The following is a 17,569-nucleotide window of genomic DNA, read 5'->3' as shown; positions in this document are numbered from 1 at the left end:
CGACAGGCTGTCAGCCGCCGCTGTGCTACCTGTGCAACACCCCCTCAAAAATGTACGGAAAACTCTATCGCTATTCACTATTATGCGGAAACCTGTTTTTGATGGTTATCCGCCTATGTTGGTTGGCTACATGCGCGTGTCGTCGGACTCCGACCGCCAGAGCACGGACTTGCAGCGCGACGCGCTGCTCGCCGCCGGCGTCGATCCGCGTCACCTGTTTGAGGATCGTGCCTCTGGCGCGAAGGATGACCGTGCCGGCTTGGCGCGGGCGCTTGAGTTCGTTCGAGCCGGCGATGTGCTGGTGGTGTGGAAACTCGACCGGCTCGGTCGCTCGCTGTCGCACCTGCTCGCCATTGTGACTTCGCTCAAGGACAAGCGGGTGGCGTTCCGCTCGCTGACAGAGAACCTGGACACTACGACGCCCTCGGGCGAATTCCTGTTCCAGGTGTTCGGTGCGCTCGCGCAGTACGAGCGCGCCTTGATTCAGGAGCGCGTCGTCGCGGGCTTGGCCGCCGCACGCAAACGCGGCCGGATCGGCGGCCGGCCGCAGGCGATCACTGGTGAGAAGCTGGACGCCATCGTCGCCGCGCTCGATGGCGGCATGTCTAAGGCGGCGGTGTGCCGCAACTTCAATGTCAAGCGCACTACGTTGATCGAAACATTGACGCGAGCAGGTTGGCGTGGTGCGGGAAGGACGGTCGATGAGCAACAAGAATAAGCTACTCACCGTCTTTTCTGACGCAGAGCAGGAAGCCTTGTACGGCCTACCGGACTTCGACGATGCTCAGCGGCTGGAATACCTGGCGTTGACCGAATCTGAACTGGCGTTCGCCAGCAGCCGGCCTAGCCTGCAGGCCCAAGTCTATTGCGTCTTGCAGATCGGCTACTTCAAGGCCAAGCATGCTTTCTTCCGCTTCGATTGGCATGAGGTCGAGGACGATTGCGCCTTCGTGCTGAGTCGCTATTTCCACGGCGAAGCGTTCGAACGCAAGGCGATCACCAAGCATGAGCACTACAGCCAGAGGGGTCAGATCGCCGAACTGTTCGGCTACCGGTCGTGGGCGGCTAGCTTCCTGCCGCAACTGGCACAGCAGGCTGAACAGATCGTGCGGCGCGACGTAATGCCAGGATTCGTGGCCGCCGAACTGATCGTTTGGCTCAGCGAGCACAAAATCATCCGGCCCGGCCACACCACCTTACAAGAGCTGGTCAGTGAAGCCCTGTCCACCGAACGCAGGCGCTTGGGCGGCTTGCTGGCAGAAGTGTTGGACGAATCGGCCAAAGCTGCGCTGGGCCAGCTCCTGGTGCGTGACGACACCCTGTCTCAACTGGCAGCGCTCAAGCAGGACGCTAAAGATTTCGGCTGGCGTCAGATGGCAGGGGAGCGCGAGAAGCGCGCCACGCTGAAGTCCTTGCACGGGATCGCCAAGGCGCTGCTGCCCAAGCTCGGCATCTCGCAGCAGAACCTGCTGTACTACGCGAGCCTGGCGAACTTCTATACCGTCCATGACCTGCGCCACCTGAAGGCGGAGCAGACCCGGCTCTACCTGCTGTGCTATGCCTGGGTACGTTACCGGCAGCTCACCGACAACCTGGTCGACGCGATGGCCTTCCACATGAAAAAACTTGAGGACGAGAGCCGCACGGGTGCGAAACAGTCCTTTGTCGCCGAACAGCTGCGACGCCATCAGGAAACGCCGCAGGTTGGCCGCCTGCTGTCGCTGTACGTGGACGACAGCGTGGCCGATCCGACGCCGTTCGGCGAGGTGCGCCAACGCGCCTACAAAATCATGTCCAGGGAATTGCTGCAAAACACGGCGCAGCGCATGAGCGTCAAGCCACTGAACAAACTGGCGCTGCACTGGCAGGCGGTGGACGGCCTGGCCGAACGCATTCGACGCCATCTACGGCCGCTGTACGTCGCGCTCGACTTCGCCGGCACGGCCCCCGATAACCCATGGCTCGCGGCGCTGACTTGGGCCAAGAGCGTGTTCGCCAAGCAGCAGCGCCTATCACAACGGCCACTCGACGAATGTCCGGCGGCAACGCTGCCGAAACGCTTGCGTCCGTACCTGCTGATGTTCGATGCCGAAGGCACGCCGACAGGCCTGCATGCCGATCGTTACGAATTCTGGCTTTACCGTCAGGTCAGGAAACGCTTCCAGGCGGGCGAGCTCTACATTGACGACAGCTTGCAGCACCGGCATTTGTCCGACGAGTTGGTTTCGATGGACGAGAAAGCCGCCGTGCTCGCGCAGATGGACATCCCCTTCCTGCGGCAGCCGGTCAGTGCCCAGCTCGATGCACTGGCGGCCGAGTTGCGTGCGCAATGGGTGGCGTTCAATCGCGAGCTGAAACAGGGCAAGCTGACGCACCTGGAATACGACAAGGACACGCAGAGACTGACCTGGCGCAAGCCCAAGGGGGAGAACCAGAAGGCGCGCGAGCAAGCTCTCTACGAGCAACTGCCATACTGCGATGTCGCCGACGTGTTTCGCTTCGTCAACGGCCAGTGCCAGTTCCTGTCGGCGCTGACACCATTGCAGCCACGCTATGCGAAGAAGGTAGCCGACGCCGACAGTCTGATGGCGGTGATCATTGCCCAAGCCATGAACCACGGCAACCAGGTTATGGCACGTACCAGCGACATCCCGTACCACGTCCTGGAGAGTACCTACCAGCAGTACCTGCGCCAGGCGACGCTACATGTGGCCAACGATTGCATCAGCAACGCCATCGCCGCACTGCCGATCTTCCCGCATTACTCGTTCGACCTCGATTCGTTGTACGGTGCCGTTGATGGGCAGAAATTCGGCGTCGAGCGACCAACTGTGAAGGCGCGCTACTCGCGCAAATATTTCGGCCGCGGCAAGGGCGTCGTCGCCTACACGCTGCTGTGCAATCACGTGCCGTTGAACGGCTACCTGATAGGCGCACACGAGTACGAGGCTCACCACGTGTTCGACATCTGGTACCGCAACACGTCGGACATCGTGCCGAGCGCGATCACCGGCGACATGCACAGCATCAACAAGGCCAACTTCGCCATCCTGCACTGGTTCGGACTTCGTTTCGAGCCGCGCTTCACCGACCTCGACGACCAGTTGCAGGAGCTGTATTGCGCCGATGATCTGGCATTGTACGAGAAATGCCTGATCCGGCCGGCTGGCCAGATCGACCGGCAACTCATCGTCGGTGAGAAGGCGAACATCGACCGAATCGTCGCCACACTGGGCCTGAAGGAAATGACGCAGGGCACGCTGATCCGCAAGCTGTGCACCTATACGGCGCCGAACCCGACGCGGCGCGCAATCTTCGAGTTCGACAAGCTCATCCGCAGTATCTACACACTGCGCTACCTGCGCGACCCGCAACTGGAGCGTAATGTTCACCGCTCGCAGAACCGCATTGAGTCCTATCACCAGCTACGCTCGACCATCGCCCAAGTCGGTGGGAAGAAGGAATTGACCGGCCGCACCGACATCGAAATCGAGATCAGCAACCAGTGCGCCAGGCTGATCGGCAACGCGATCATCTTCTACAACTCGGCGATCCTGTCCCTGCTGCTGACGAAGTACGAGGCAGCTGGCAATGCCAAGGCGCTGGCGTTGATCACGCAGATGTCGCCAGCGGCCTGGCGGCACATCCTGCTGAACGGGCATTACACCTTCCAGACTGACGGCAAGTTCATCGACCTGGATGCGCTCGTGGCGGGACTGGAGCTGGGCTGACGGAAATTTCTGGGATTCCGGCGTACAACCCCTATGAGCGACCTGGACCGATATCTCAACGCTGCCACCCGCGACAACACGCGCCGCAGCTACCGCGCGGCCATCGAGCATTTCGAAGTCAGTTGGGGAGGGTTCTTGCCGGCCACCAGCGACAGCGTGGCGCGCTACCTCGTGGCGCATGCCGGGGTGTTGGCAGTCAACACCTTGAAACTGCGGCTCTCGGCCTTGGCGCAATGGCATACCAGCCAAGGGTTTGCCGACCCGACGAAGGCGCCGGTGGTACGCAAGGTGCTCAAGGGCATCCGCGCCGTGCACCCGGCGCGGGAGCGGCAGGCCGAGCCTCTGCAGCTCACGCAGTTGGAGCAAGTAATCGCCGCCCTGGACATTGAAGCCAAACAGGCCAGCGAGCATCACGACCCGCCGCGCTTGCTACGGGCCAAGCGCGACGCTGCGCTGATTCTGCTGGGCTTCTGGCGGGGTTTTCGCAGTGATGAGCTGTGCCGATTAAGCATCGAGCACGTGCAGGCCGTGCCAGGCGCAGGCATTAGCCTGTACTTGCCACGCAGCAAAAGTGACCGTGACAACCTCGGCAAAACCTACCAGACCCCAGCGTTGCTCCGGCTGTGCCCGGTGCAGGCTTATAGCGAGTGGCTCAGCGCCTCGGCTTTGGTGCGCGGCCCGGTGTTTCGCGGCATCGACCGCTGGGGCAACCTGGGTGAGGAGGGCTTGCATCCCAACAGTGTGATCCCGTTATTGCGCCAGGCCCTTGAGCGCGCAGGCATCCCCGCCGATCAATACACCAGCCACTCCCTGCGTCGGGGCTTTGCCACTTGGGCGCATCGCAGTGGTTGGGATTTGAAGTCCCTGATGAGTTACGTCGGCTGGAACGACATGAAATCTGCGATGCGCTATGTTGAAGCGACGCCGTTTCTGGGCATGACCCTGGCAACCCAACCGCTGATTTGAGATTTTTTCTATTAATAGCGTCACCTGATAGAGAACCCCAATCGTCAGCATCAGGTTTGCCAATGAGCCATCGACCGAGAGAGCCGGTAGGATTCACCTCATCAACTTCTTAACCCCTGACGGAGAGTCAACGATGCCTATCATCAACAGCCAAGTAAAACCGTTTAAAGCCACCGCTTTCAAAAACGGCAGCTTCGTCGATGTGACCGACGCTGACCTGAAAGGCAAGTGGTCGGTTGTCTTCTTCTACCCAGCCGACTTCACCTTCGTTTGCCCAACCGAACTGGAAGACCTGGCTGACAACTATGCCGAATTCCAGAAGCTGGGCGTCGAAATCTACAGCGTTTCTACCGACACTCACTTTGCCCACGCTGCCTGGCACAACACGTCGCCAGCCATCGGCAAAATCCAGTACACCATGATTGGCGACCCAACCCTGACCATCTCCCGTAACTTCGACGTGCTGATCGAAGAGGCTGGCCTGGCAGACCGCGGCACCTTCGTGATCAACCCGGAAGGTCAGATCAAGATCGTTGAGCTGAACGACGGCGGTGTAGGTCGTGACGCTTCCGAGCTGCTGCGCAAGATCAAGGCCGCTCAGTACGTCGCTGCCCACCCGGGTGAAGTCTGCCCAGCCAAATGGAAAGAAGGCGAGGCCACTCTGGCGCCGTCTCTGGACCTGGTCGGCAAGATCTAAGTCTGTGAACGCGTATCAAGGGCGGGTATCCGCACTTAAGTAAGCTGCATCCGCCCTCAAAACGCCCGGGCGAGAGTCGCTCGGGCGTTTTTTTGTCTGCAATAAACCGAATGAACAGGAAATCGCCCGTATGTTGGACGCCAATCTTAAAGCTCAGTTGAAGTCATACCTGGAACGGGTCACCCAGCCGATCGAGATCATCGCCTCCCTCGACGACGGTGCGAAATCCCAGGAAATGCTTGCTCTTTTGCAGGACGTAACCAGCCTCTCAACGCTGATTACCCTGAACACCGATGGCAATGATGCGCGCAAGCCATCGTTCTCCATCAATCGCCCGGGTGCTGAGATCAGCCTGCGTTTCGCCGGCATCCCTATGGGCCATGAATTCACCTCGTTGGTGCTGGCCCTGTTGCAAGTGGGTGGCCACCCATCGAAAGCCAGTGTCGAAGTAATTGAACAGATCCGCGCCCTCAAAGGCGAGTTCAGCTTCGAGACGTACTTCTCGCTGTCGTGCCAGAACTGCCCGGACGTGGTCCAGGCGCTGAATCTGATGGCCGTGCTGAACCCGAACATCCGCCACGTTGCGATTGATGGCGCGCTGTTCCAGGCTGAAGTCGATGAGCGCCAGATCATGGCGGTCCCGAGTGTCTACTTGAACGGAGTCAACTTTGGCCAGGGCCGCATGGGCCTCGAAGAAATCCTCGCCAAGCTCGACACCAGCGGTATCGAGAAAGCCGCGGAAAAAATCAGCGCCAAGGACGCCTTCGACGTCCTGGTGGTTGGCGGTGGCCCCGCCGGGTCCTCGGCTGCCATTTACGCGGCACGTAAAGGTATTCGTACCGGTGTGGCGGCTGAACGCTTTGGTGGCCAGGTACTGGACACCATGTCCATCGAGAATTTTATCTCGGTACAGGAAACCGAAGGGCCGAAACTGGCTAGTGCGCTGGAAGCCCATGTGCGTCAGTACGATGTGGACATCATGAACCTGCAACGCGCTAGCAGCCTGGTACCGGCGAAAAATGCCGGGGAGCTGCACGAAATTCGCTTCGAAAGCGGTGCGACCCTCAAGTCCAAGACCGTGATCCTGGCCACAGGCGCCCGCTGGAGAGAGATGGGTGTGCCCGGTGAGCAGGAATACAAAGCCCGCGGCGTGTGCTTCTGCCCGCACTGCGATGGCCCGCTGTTCAAAGGCAAGCGTGTGGCGGTGATCGGCGGCGGTAACTCCGGCGTGGAAGCGGCCATTGACCTGGCCGGTATCGTCAGCCATGTCACCTTGCTTGAGTTCGACAGCAAGCTGCGCGCCGACGCCGTGTTGCAACGCAAGCTCTACAGCCTGCCGAACGTGGATGTGATTACCAGTGCATTGACCAGTGAGGTCAAAGGCGATGGCCAGAAAGTCACCGGCCTTGCCTACAAGGACCGCGACAGCGGTGAGTTCAAGACCATCGACCTGGAAGGCATCTTCGTGCAGATTGGCTTGCTGCCCAACACCGACTGGCTCAAAGGCACGGTAGAGCTGTCGCCGCGCGGCGAGATCATTGTCGATGCCCGTGGCGAGACTTCACTGCCTGGCGTGTTCGCCGCCGGTGACGTAACCACCGTGCCGTACAAGCAGATCGTGATTGCAGTAGGCGAGGGCGCCAAGGCTTCGTTGAGCGCGTTCGATCACTTGATCCGCACCTCTGCTCCGGCGTAATCCTGGGCTGAAAATGAAAAACCCCATGAGCGATCATGGGGTTTTTCTCGTTCCCACGCCCGGCGCGGGATTCTCGTTCCCACGCTCCGCGGGGGAATGCATCCGGTGACGCTCCGCGTCACGCAGTGCTTATTACATCGGCGCCGGCTGGATGATCTCAACCCAATAGGCATCCGGGTCCTTGATGAACGCGAGGCTCTTCATGCGGCCATCCGTCAGGCGTTTCTGGAAATCACAGCCCAAGGCTTCGAAACGTTCGCACGCCGCCACAATGTCCGGCACCGAGATGCAGATATGGCCAAAGCCGCGTGGGTCGGTGTTGCCGTTGTGGTAGGCAAAGTCGGCATCGTTTTCGGTGCCGTGGTTGTGGGTCAGTTCGAGGATGCCCGGAATCGATTTCATCCATTGGGTACGCTCGGCGGCGTCGGCCGGGATCTGGGCCTTGTCCACCAGGGCCAGGAAGTACAGGCTGAATTCGGCTTCCGGGAAGTCACGTTTCTCGACCAGGGAGAAACCCAGGATGCGCGTGTAGAAGTCCAGCGACTTGGTGATGTCCTTGACCCGCAACATGGTGTGGTTGAACACGAAGTTTGCCGTAGCGTTGTCGGGTTGGGCAGTGACGCCCGGGAAGGTGTTCAATTCGTGCAGGCTCATGGGCCCTCCAGAAAAAATGTGAGATGAGCGGTCCATTGGCTTGCGGCCTGCCTCCATGCAGGCGGGCCATGATACGCAAGGCGCACCGGCTGCGCCAAATGAAAAAGCGCGCTAAACCCTTGCGGTCAGCGCGCGCCGGGCCGCACACTTTGCGGCTGGAACCTTGGGTGTTTTTTGCAATGATCGAGTTTCGTAGGCCGCTGTTGAGTGCTGTGTGCGTGTTGTTGGGCAGCCCGTTTGTGCTGGCAGCTGACCCGCAGGTCCATTGGCCCAGCGGTTGGCAGGTCGAAGAAGTCGTGCCTGACGGCGAACTCCCTGCCAAACCCCAAGCAGTGTCCCGGCAGCGAGCGATCAAGAATGATGAAAATGGCGCCACGTTGATGGTGATGGAGTTGACCGGGACGCCGATAGAAACCGGCCATAAAGTTAATCTTCCCGGCGTGTTGCTGGAGATGCGCAAGTCGATCCAGAAAGACTTTGCCCGTGGCGGTTATCAAAGCGTGTGCAGCAAAATGCACCCCACGACATTGAGTCGGCTTGACGCGCTGGAAACTACCTGTGTGATTACCGAGAACGGTCGACACGTATTGTCGCAAACATTAGTCGGTGCGCTGGATGTCGATAAGGCCTATGTATTTTCATACGCGGGCCAAGCGCAAGCGTACGAGGCGAGCAAGGAGGAAATCAGTTCGGTGCGTAACAGTCTGAAACTTTGACCCGCTCAAGCTGAGCGAATGTGAACAATGTGAACGCTAAGTTAAATTCGATTCCGAACCGCTAGAGCAAAAAAGCCCCGCGTATGCGGGGCTTTTTTTTAGTACATGTTTCAGCCGCGAAGCCAGGAATCTACAGTGGCAGCGCCGTACTGTTCTTTCCAGGCTTTAAGGCCGCGGTGGTTGCCACCTTTGGTCTCGATCAGCTCGCCGGTATGCGGGTTGTGGTAAACCTTGACCACCCGTGCGCGGCGCTGTTTTGGCGCGGCGGCGGCCGGTGCGCCGCCTTTGCGTGGCGCTGGGTCGAGGATAGCGATCACGTCGCGCAGGCTTTTGTCGTATTTGCCCATCAGCGTCTTGAGCTTTTCTTCGAATTCGATTTCTTTCTTCAAGCCAGCGTCATTCTTCAAAGATTCCAGCTGTGCAAGCTGCTCTTGAAGGGCTTTTTCTGCTGCGCGAAATTCGGCGAGTCTGGACAAAATCTGTACTCCAATAATGTAGTTGCGGATATCAACTGCAGACAAAGCTATAAGCCAAGAACGTTAAGCCACGTCAACGAAAAAGACCCTTCTGCGAGTTCTGCACAGGCAGAAAAAATTGTAGTAGTTAATTCATTCCGAGTAAATCATGTCTTTTAAAGAAAGACCAATCTTTCATCGTAGACCGCGCAAGGCTATTCAACGATCCCCAAGGATTTAATGAATTCATCGCAGGGTAATGGTCGGCCAAACAGGTAACCCTGTAGGAAATCCACGCCTTGGGCCACGAGGTATTCACACTGTTGGGCTGTTTCTACACCTTCGGCAACAATGCCTAGATCCAGCTTGACCGACAACTCTATGATGCTGTCGAGAATATGCCGCGACAGCGCATCTGCACCGATCATGGCGACAAAGCTTTGATCGATCTTCAAGTAGTCGACATTGAAATTGCGCAAATAGCCCAAGCTGGAGTGGCCGGTGCCGAAGTCATCAATGGCGATCATGACGCCCAGTTGATGCAGGGCCTCGAACAGCCGGCGGGTGGTCTCGGTGGGTTCGATCAGCTCCCGCTCAGTCAGCTCCAGCACCAGGGTGACCTGGCCGGGTGGGAACGCGGCCAGAAATTCCTGGCAGTCCTGCACCAGCGCCATGTCCTGGCAATGGCGTGCAGTGATGTTCACGCCGATATGAAAGCCGGGGCTGAAACGTGCGGCATGGGGCGCCAGTTGCGCGGCGGTCTGGCGCAGCAGGGCGCGGGTCATCGGCACGATCAGGCCAGAGTCTTCGGCCAGGGGAATAAACAGGTCCGGGCGCACCAGGCCTTCTTTGGGATGCCTCCAGCGCATCAGCACCTCACAGCCGGCCCATTGGCGTGTGTCACCCCGTACCACCGGTTGGAAATACGGGATGAACTCATTGGCGCCCAAGGCGCGTTGTAACTCGTGGGTTGGCGCGGACGAGCGTTTTTGCAGCCAGTGAGCGAGCAGCCCCGCCAATATGCCGAAAAACACCACCAGGCTGAACAGCGCCGGATACCGCGCCTGCATGTAGCGCCAGACTTCACCCTCGGGCATCCCGGCTTCGACACTGTAGCGATAGCGCTCGGAAGCCAGGCGTTGTGGGGCCACGGCAAATACCGGCAACGCGCCTTGATGCACCTTGCCGTCGGCCCCCAGCCAGTTCGGGCCGACTTGCAATACCAAGTACGCGTAACGGCTGATCAAGCGCAAGGCGTTGGTGAGGTGGTAACCGTCAACCGAGGCAAACGCGCCTTGATCGCCTTCCACCAGGCGGTACACCAGCAGGGCGGTATCGGGTGTAACGGGGTTACCTTTCATCAACCACAGGCGCCCATCCACATAGTCGTCCGGGTTGACGGGCGATTGGTAGCGACCGCCAAACAACGAGCTGCAATAGATGTTTTTCTGCCAGGACAGCGTCGTGGCCCGCACAAACGGCCGGCGCGTGACTTGTTCACGTAGCGCCAACTTGGCGCTGCTGTCACAAGGTTTACCGGCCAGCGGCAGCAAAGCCTGGGCAGCGATGGCGGTATTGTCGAGCATCAGGTCGAACTGGCGGACCGCTTCTTGAGCGGTTTGCGCCGTGCTTTGCTCAAGGGTGCGCTCGGCTTGCCAGTACAGAATCACAACCCCCAGCAAGATGGGCAACACGCCGCTGGTTGCACTGATGAAATAGCGTGCGGCTCGGCTTCGTGGGCCTTTGACAGTCAGGGGCATAGGGGCAGTCAGTCGCGAGAAAAAGAGTGAGATAAGCCGATGATAGATGGCATTACGCAGGCCTGCTCACTTGTTTCAAGCGGGTTGACCTCGCCGTTCGGTCAGTGGTGGCGGGGATCAGGCACCGCCCCCGCCCGAACCCGCAAAGTCCGTTGAAGTACAGAGTGTGGAGGGTGTCGCCGACGCTGCGTTTCACTACATTGGGTGACTATGTAGGGTGCGACGCATGAGAGGACGCTGCGCATAGCCAGGTCACTAAGTGAGCGAGGGGTACAACCCTTGCGCCAGCTCGATGAATGCCAGGGTAGCCGGGGAGGACTGTCGTCGATCCAGCACCGCCAGTCCGATCCGGCGTGGGACCTGCGGCGCCAATGGCAACGCCACATAACGCCAGTCGCTATGTTCCGGCAAGGAGGCCTGCGCAACCACACTCAAACCATCGCCCCGACTGACCGCCTCCAACGTACTGAGCAACTGCGCACAGCGGTACCGGACTTTGGGCTGCAATCGGGCTTGACTGAACAAGCGCATCACCAGCTCCGACGAGCCGGCTTCAGTCAGAATAAAGGGTTCATCGCAGAGCGCTTGCAGGGGCACGGCCTCAAGGGCGGCCAACCGGTGCCCGGCCGGTAGCAGCGCCACCAGTTGATCTTCCAGCAGCGCGACCGTATCGAAGCGTTCCTGCTCCAGCACCACAAAACCGATATCCACACGGCGCTCATCCAGCCACTGAATGACCTGGCGATCAGGCCCTTCATCCACATGCACTTCAATACCCGGATAAACCTGGCGAAAGCGCCTGAGGATAGGCGGCAACAACCGAACCGACGCCGTCGGCCCGAACGAGCCGATACGCAGCGTGCCACGCTTCATGCCGCGTGCATCCGCCGCTTCCTGCTGCAAGGTGTTGGCCAGCCCCAGCATGGCCCGGGCGCGTCCCAGCAATTGTGCGCCGATTTCGCTCAGTTCCACCGCCGTCTGATGGCGCCGAAACAACTCCACCCCCAGTTCCTGCTCCAAGGCCTTGATCGCGTGGGACACCGCCGACTGGCTGATACCCAGGCGATGCGCCGCACTGGTAAAACCTTGCAGTTCGGCCACCAGAGAAAAGATTTCCAGTTGGGTCAGGGTCATGAGTAAAGGCTCATTTTACGATGATGATTGATTAGCCAAAGAATACACCCATTCGTCCCTCACCTGAGCACCGCCTTATGCGTCACGTCGCCGATGGCCTCACTTATCTGAAGCTTGCCGCTGTCACCATGATCTGGGGCGGCACCTTTGTCGCAGGGCGCTACCTGGCTGATCAGGTCCACCCGTTGCTGGCCGCCACTCTGCGTTTCACCTTGGCCAGCGCTGCATTGCTGCTGTACATGGCCGCTTCGCGCACGGCCCTGGTGCGCCCCAGCACGCGCCAATGGGGCCAATTGGCGGTGTTGGGGTTCTTTGGGATTTTCTTTTACAACCTGTGCTTCTTTTATGGGCTGCAGTACACCAATGCGTCACGCGCCTCGTTGATTGTCGCGTTGAACCCGGCGGTGATCGGCCTGGCGTCCTGGTGGTTGTTCAAGGAGCGCCTGGGCCGCATCAAATGTATCGGTATCGCGTTGTGCCTGGCAGGCGCGGCGACCGTCATCATCAGTCGCAATCCCCAGGCATTGCAGGGCGCGACCATGGCCTGGGCCGGTGACCTGCTGATCCTCGGTTGCGTGGCGGGGTGGGGCGTTTACACGCTGTTCTCCCGTGGGCTCAATCAGAGCCTGGGGCCGTTGCAGACCGTGACCTGGTCGGTGCTGCTGGGCACGCTGATGCTAAGCGTTACGGCGCTGGTTTCACCCAGCGTGACCATGGCAGGGCTGCACGCTATTGATCTGCCGCAACTGCTCAGCCTGATGTACCTGGGCGTGATGGGGTCGGCGCTGGCGTATATCGGCTATTACGATGGCATTCGTCGCATAGGCGCCACACGGTCCGGGGTGTTCATCGCGCTCAACCCATTGACGGCGGTCATTTGCGGCGCGGTGCTGCTGGACGAACCGCTGACGATGGCGATGTGGGTGGGGGGGGCGGTCATCCTGCTGGGCATCTACCTGTGTAACAAACCCCTTGCGCAGGGCAGGGTAATGGGGATTTGATAAGACTACGGACAAACCCGGTTACGCTGTGTAGAATCAGTTTACGCATACAAGAATATGGACTTGCGCTCACGCAAGCCTCGGCCGTCAGAGACTGATGACACCATGAAGCTACTTGGCTCGCCCCTCATCTTTGGTGACTTCCTCGCCCGCAGCGTGCGAGGCCTTTCTTGTGCGCCACCCTCCAGCCTCATCCTTGCTCGCAACTAAACAATTGCTACCTACAAGAATGATGAGGCACCGAACATGACCGACCAACATGCAAACCCAATGGGCCTGATGGGCTTTGAATTCATCGAATTCGCCTCGCCGACCCCGGGCACACTGGAGCCGATCTTCGAGATCATGGGCTTCACCAAAGTGGCCACCCACCGTTCCAAGAACGTGCACCTGTATCGCCAGGGCGAGATCAACCTGATCCTCAACAACGAACCCGACAGCCTCGCTTCCTACTTCGCGGCCGAGCACGGCCCGTCGGTGTGCGGCATGGCGTTCCGGGTCAAGGACTCGCAGCAGGCTTACAAGCGCGCCCTGGAACTGGGTGCCCAGCCGATCCACATCGACACCGGCCCGATGGAATTGAACCTGCCGGCGATCAAAGGCATTGGCGGTTCGCCGTTGTACCTGATCGACCGTTTCGGCGAAGGCAACTCGATCTACGACATCGACTTCGTCTACCTTGAAGGCGTTGACCGCCATCCGGTAGGCGCTGGCCTGAAGGTCATCGACCACCTGACCCACAACGTCTATCGCGGGCGCATGATCTATTGGGCCAATTTCTACGAGAAGCTGTTCAACTTCCGTGAAGCGCGTTATTTCGATATCAAGGGCGAGTACACCGGCCTGACCTCCAAGGCCATGAGCGCGCCGGACGGCCAGATCCGGATCCCGTTGAACGAAGAGTCGTCCAAGGGCGCCGGGCAGATCGAAGAGTTCCTGATGCAGTTCAATGGCGAGGGGATCCAGCACGTAGCGTTCCTCACCGACAACCTGATCAAGACCTGGGACGCGCTGAAGAAGATCGGCATGCGCTTTATGACCGCGCCGCCAGACACTTACTACGAAATGCTCGAAGGTCGCCTGCCGAACCATGGCGAGCCAGTGGATCAATTGCAATCGCGCGGCATCCTGCTGGACGGCTCGTCGGTTGCCGGTGACAAGCGCCTGCTGCTGCAGATCTTCTCGGAAACCCTGATGGGCCCGGTGTTCTTCGAATTCATCCAGCGTAAAGGCGACGATGGGTTTGGAGAGGGCAACTTCAAGGCGCTGTTCGAGTCGATCGAGCGCGACCAGGTGCGTCGTGGTGTGCTGACCGCCGATTGATCGACAGGCTAAAGCAAAACAGCCCGGTTTTTACCGGGCTGTTTTGTGCCTGATGCAGCGTGTTGCAAATGGCCTGTGGTTTATTGGGAACAGACGTTTCTTGAAATATCACTCAGAGGGTAGGGCGCAGACAATTTCTGCGTGTCCAATATCAAGAGGCCCTCTTATGAATGTGAATTCTCCTCCCCTTCAACGCCCGATTGGCCCATCTACATCAACCGAGCAGATAGGGCCTGTGCGCAATGTTCGCTCAGCCGGTAATGCAGACCCAGTCGATCAGGCGCGTAAAAAGTTTCTCGATGACAGTGAAACCGAGTATGTGGGCAACACACTCACCGCCAAAGCGCATCAACTGACGGAGGCCGCGCTGTCACCCAACAAACCGGGAAGTCCAGGGGTGCAGGTCTCGACATTTGCCGTTGATGGTGTTCAGTCCAACGACCTGATAATGATCAAGCGGGTGCCGCTTACAGAAGAGGGGCCTAATTTCGTCCTGTACATGCCGGAAGACGACGTGACCTCGTTCCATGAGTTCGATAATGCGCAGCAGATGACGGACTGGCTCAAAGACGTGGCCAATGATCCGATTGAGCGCAAGCGATTTACGAAGCATTTTGCCAATGATCAAGCACCCAAGCAGGAGGAGCGGGTCAACCAGAAATTTGGCATGTTCGCTGATGGCGATAGCAATGCAGTGGTAGGAAGTTTTGGTTATGAGAAGGGGAATATCTTCGAGCGTTTAAACAAGGACACTTCGATCCCTCCGGTTCAGGTCGACGGGCTGGTGCGAACACAGCTCTATAAACTGGAACCTGATGGCAAGGCGTTTTATGTCGGATATCGGCCAGATGGAGAAGCCATCGTCTATAGTTACGACGCTTATGGAAACTTGTACGGCGAGGGACAAAAAAAGGACGCCAAGAAGCGCAGATTTTATTTCGTTCAAAATGGGTTGAACGAAAACAAACCGCTTGAACCCATGACGTTCAATGCGTTCCGCAAAAAAATAGCCAGTGTTTCCTTGGACAATGTGGATGCCAATAATCTAAACGGTCTTTACGACGAATTCCTGAAGCAACTCAGAAGTCCTGGGCATGGCCTCGCCACCGCGTTGAAAGCGCTGGGTGTTCCTGAAGACATAGCCCACTCCATCGAAACCATCGCGAAAGACCCCGTCAAAGGAACGTTGCTTGAATTGAACCGCGACAACCGTATCGGCAAGCTGTTTGGTGTCGATCAGCAAGAGATGGATGCCAAGCTGGAAAGCGCAGGCAACCAAGCTCAACACAACATCCCCTATTACGGTAAGTGGCGAGAGAGGTTGGAAGATACCGCCAACGTCATTGAACAAGTTGCCGGCACACCTGATGTGCCGACAACCGAAGTCAGGACCTGACTCAATTGACAGAGGGGTACGGACGCCCCCACAGCCGACACCCACTCTCAGCCTCCCATCAAGCCCGGCGCTGACGCACCAAATGCTTGAATCCCTCATACACCAGCACCATCACCGCCAGCCAGATCGGAATATAGGTCAGCCACTGTCCGCCCTCGATCCCTTCGCCCAACAGCAACGCCACCGCGAGCAGCAATACCGGCTCCACATAGCTCAGCAGCCCGAACAGGCTGAACGCCAACAAGCGACTGGCAATGATGTAACTCACCAGCGCCGAGGCACTGATAAGGCCCAGCATGGGAATCAATGCATAGAGCTTTGGATGCCCATCCAGTACGGCAAAGCCTTGTTCGCCGCTTTGTACAAACCACCAGGCCACCGGCAGCATCAACGCCATATCCAGCCACAGCCCTCCCAGATGATCAGTGGTCAGGTATTTACGCACCACGAAGTACACCGGGTAGCCGATGATCACTACCAGTGTTGCCCAGGAAAAACCACCGGCCTGATACAGCTCATTCAGCACACCCAGCGCGGCAAACACCACAGCAATCTGTTGCAGCCGCGACAGGCGCTCGCCGTAGACCAGGCGCCCGGTGAGCACCATGGTCAACGGCAGCAGAAAATACCCCACGGACACGTCCAGGCTGCGCCCATTGAGCGGCGCCCACATGAACAACCACAACTGCACGCCGAGCAAGGCCGACGACACCAGTACGCCGCCGACCAGCCGTGGCTTGGCCGCCAGCATGCGCAGCAGTTCCCAGACCCTGCGCCACTCGCCGCTGACGAGCATGAACACCGTCATGCAGGGCACGGTGAGCAGCATGCGCCAGCCGAAAATCTCCAGGCCACTCAGGGGCGTAAGCAGTGATGTGAAGTAATACATCACGGCAAACAACACCGAGGCCAAGACCGATAACACAACACCTTTAGACACGCTGCCCTCGCGAAAGCCAATTATTGCGCGGGTAGTCTACAGGCGTGCCAATCGACCGGATACAAAATGCCCGACATCGTTGAACCCCGGCGAGGACGAATGCCCTGGCGTAACCAACGAATCAATGAACGCCTCGTCCTCAGCGCTGATCTTCACCGCCAGCGCTCCGGTGTAGGCGTCCCACTGCGCCTCGGTTCGCGGCCCGACAATCGCCGAGCTCACCGCCGCATTGTTCAGCACCCAGGCGATTGCGAACTCGACGATCCCCACGCCACGCCCTTGAGTGTATTGCTGGATCTGCTGGGCAATGCGCAGTGATTCAACCCGCCACTCGGTTTCCAGGATGCGCTTGTCCTGGCGCGCGGCACGGCTGCCGGGCTCGGGCGTGACGTCCGGGGCGTACTTGCCGCTAAGGACCCCTCGGGCCAGCGGGCTGTAAGGCACCACACCCAGGCCGTAGGCCGCTGCAGCGGTGATCTGTTCTATCTCGGCCTGACGGTTGACGATGTTGTACAGCGGCTGGCTGATAATGGGTTTATCCACGCCCAGGCGTTCAGCCACGCGAATCACTTCAGCGATGCGCCAGCCTCGGTAGTTGGACAGGCCCCAGTAGCGGACTTTGCCCTGGCGGATCAGGTCGCCGATGGCGGACACGGTCACTTCCAACGGCGTGTGGTGGTCTTCGCGGTGCAGGTAGTAGATGTCCAGGTAGTCGGTATCCAGGCGTGCCAGGCTGGCGTCCAGCGCGTTGAACAGACGCTTGCGGCTCAAACCGCTGCGGTTGGGCACGCCGTCGGTAGGGCCGAAGCCGACCTTGGAGGCCACCACCCAATCCTGGCGGTTGCGTGCAATCGCCTCGCCGACGATTTCCTCGGAGCGTCCGCCTGTATACACGTCAGCTGTATCGATGAAGTTGATGCCCTGGTCCCAGGCCTTGTCGATGATGCGCAGCGAGTCTTCGGTACTGGTCTGCTCGCCAAACATCATGGTGCCGAGGGTCAGAGCGCTGACCTTTAACCCGGACTGACCCAATGTACGGTAAATCATGCAAAGCTCCTCATGGCAGGTAAACGTGAGTCATGCAATACCAGACCCGAGCG

The 17,569-nt window shown here is 59.0% G+C and carries 15 protein-coding genes; 9 read left to right on the top strand and 6 right to left on the bottom strand.

Going from position 1 to position 17,569, the window contains the following annotated elements:
- The first annotated feature begins 115 nt into the window (after positions 1-115).
- The 5 genes from AB9N64_RS03795 to ahpF all read left to right on the top strand — a co-directional run bounded on the left by AB9N64_RS03795 (position 116) and on the right by ahpF (position 7,090).
- Complete coding sequence (locus tag AB9N64_RS03795) at positions 116-718, top strand: recombinase family protein (RefSeq protein WP_010465829.1); 603 nt, start codon at positions 116-118, stop codon at positions 716-718.
- Positions 702-3,731, top strand: a complete 3,030-nt coding sequence (locus AB9N64_RS03790) for a Tn3 family transposase (protein WP_010799689.1) — start codon at positions 702-704, stop codon at positions 3,729-3,731. The genes AB9N64_RS03795 and AB9N64_RS03790 overlap by 17 nt, the downstream gene beginning before the upstream one ends.
- Before the next feature lie 33 nt (positions 3,732-3,764).
- Positions 3,765-4,697, top strand: a complete 933-nt coding sequence (locus AB9N64_RS03785; RefSeq protein ID WP_020302757.1) for a site-specific integrase — start codon at positions 3,765-3,767, stop codon at positions 4,695-4,697.
- 133 nt (positions 4,698-4,830) lie between these two features.
- Positions 4,831-5,394, top strand: coding sequence for an alkyl hydroperoxide reductase subunit C (gene ahpC, locus AB9N64_RS03780; protein WP_003191303.1), 564 nt, complete (start codon positions 4,831-4,833; stop codon positions 5,392-5,394).
- Positions 5,395-5,524: 130 nt separating this feature from the next.
- Entirely contained in the window at positions 5,525-7,090 is a 1,566-nt protein-coding gene (ahpF, locus tag AB9N64_RS03775; RefSeq protein WP_020302758.1) for an alkyl hydroperoxide reductase subunit F, read from the top strand.
- A gap of 132 nt (positions 7,091-7,222) precedes the next feature.
- Here the strand turns inward: ahpF and gloA are convergent, their stop codons facing one another.
- Positions 7,223-7,744, bottom strand: coding sequence for a lactoylglutathione lyase (gloA, locus tag AB9N64_RS03770; protein ID WP_003191301.1), 522 nt, complete (start codon positions 7,742-7,744; stop codon positions 7,223-7,225).
- A 179-nt stretch (positions 7,745-7,923) separates the two neighbouring features.
- Here gloA and AB9N64_RS03765 point away from each other — a divergent pair, with 179 nt between their 5' ends.
- Complete coding sequence (locus AB9N64_RS03765; RefSeq protein WP_032872390.1) at positions 7,924-8,460, top strand: DUF4946 domain-containing protein; 537 nt, start codon at positions 7,924-7,926, stop codon at positions 8,458-8,460.
- Positions 8,461-8,570: 110 nt separating this feature from the next.
- Here the strand turns inward: AB9N64_RS03765 and AB9N64_RS03760 are convergent, their stop codons facing one another.
- The 3 genes from AB9N64_RS03760 to AB9N64_RS03750 form a co-directional block, all read right to left on the bottom strand.
- Positions 8,571-8,936 (bottom strand): histone-like nucleoid-structuring protein, MvaT/MvaU family, encoded by a 366-nt coding sequence (locus tag AB9N64_RS03760; RefSeq protein WP_014718508.1) that lies wholly within the window; start codon positions 8,934-8,936, stop codon positions 8,571-8,573.
- Between the two features lie 194 nt (positions 8,937-9,130).
- Positions 9,131-10,675, bottom strand: a complete 1,545-nt coding sequence (locus AB9N64_RS03755) for an EAL domain-containing protein (RefSeq protein WP_072434588.1) — start codon at positions 10,673-10,675, stop codon at positions 9,131-9,133.
- A 255-nt stretch (positions 10,676-10,930) separates the two neighbouring features.
- Complete coding sequence (locus AB9N64_RS03750; RefSeq protein WP_014718506.1) at positions 10,931-11,809, bottom strand: LysR family transcriptional regulator; 879 nt, start codon at positions 11,807-11,809, stop codon at positions 10,931-10,933.
- 77 nt (positions 11,810-11,886) lie between these two features.
- Here AB9N64_RS03750 and AB9N64_RS03745 point away from each other — a divergent pair, with 77 nt between their 5' ends.
- From AB9N64_RS03745 to AB9N64_RS03735, 3 genes are all read left to right on the top strand, one after another.
- Positions 11,887-12,810 carry a DMT family transporter gene (locus AB9N64_RS03745; protein ID WP_191948715.1) on the top strand — a complete coding sequence of 308 codons (924 nt, stop codon included), beginning with the start codon at positions 11,887-11,889 and terminating at the stop codon, positions 12,808-12,810.
- Positions 12,811-13,056: 246 nt separating this feature from the next.
- Positions 13,057-14,133, top strand: coding sequence for a 4-hydroxyphenylpyruvate dioxygenase (gene hppD / locus AB9N64_RS03740; RefSeq protein WP_371359974.1), 1,077 nt, complete (start codon positions 13,057-13,059; stop codon positions 14,131-14,133).
- Positions 14,134-14,368: 235 nt separating this feature from the next.
- Positions 14,369-15,529 carry a dermonecrotic toxin domain-containing protein gene (locus AB9N64_RS03735; protein ID WP_200599205.1) on the top strand — a complete coding sequence of 387 codons (1,161 nt, stop codon included), beginning with the start codon at positions 14,369-14,371 and terminating at the stop codon, positions 15,527-15,529.
- 58 nt (positions 15,530-15,587) lie between these two features.
- Here the strand turns inward: AB9N64_RS03735 and rarD are convergent, their stop codons facing one another.
- On the bottom strand, positions 15,588-16,469 hold the full coding sequence (gene rarD, locus AB9N64_RS03730) for an EamA family transporter RarD (protein WP_014718502.1): 882 nt from the start codon (positions 16,467-16,469) through the stop codon (positions 15,588-15,590).
- A 36-nt stretch (positions 16,470-16,505) separates the two neighbouring features.
- Entirely contained in the window at positions 16,506-17,516 is a 1,011-nt protein-coding gene (locus AB9N64_RS03725; RefSeq protein ID WP_122365609.1) for an aldo/keto reductase, read from the bottom strand.
- Between the last annotated feature and the right edge of the window lie 53 nt (positions 17,517-17,569).

Source organism: Pseudomonas sp. KT_2_4 (assembly GCF_041410225.1).
Classification (GTDB): Bacteria; Pseudomonadota; Gammaproteobacteria; order Pseudomonadales; family Pseudomonadaceae; genus Aquipseudomonas; species Aquipseudomonas paracarnis.
The sequence above is the reverse complement of the archived record's forward strand: the minus strand, read 5'-3'. Positions and strand labels throughout refer to the sequence as shown.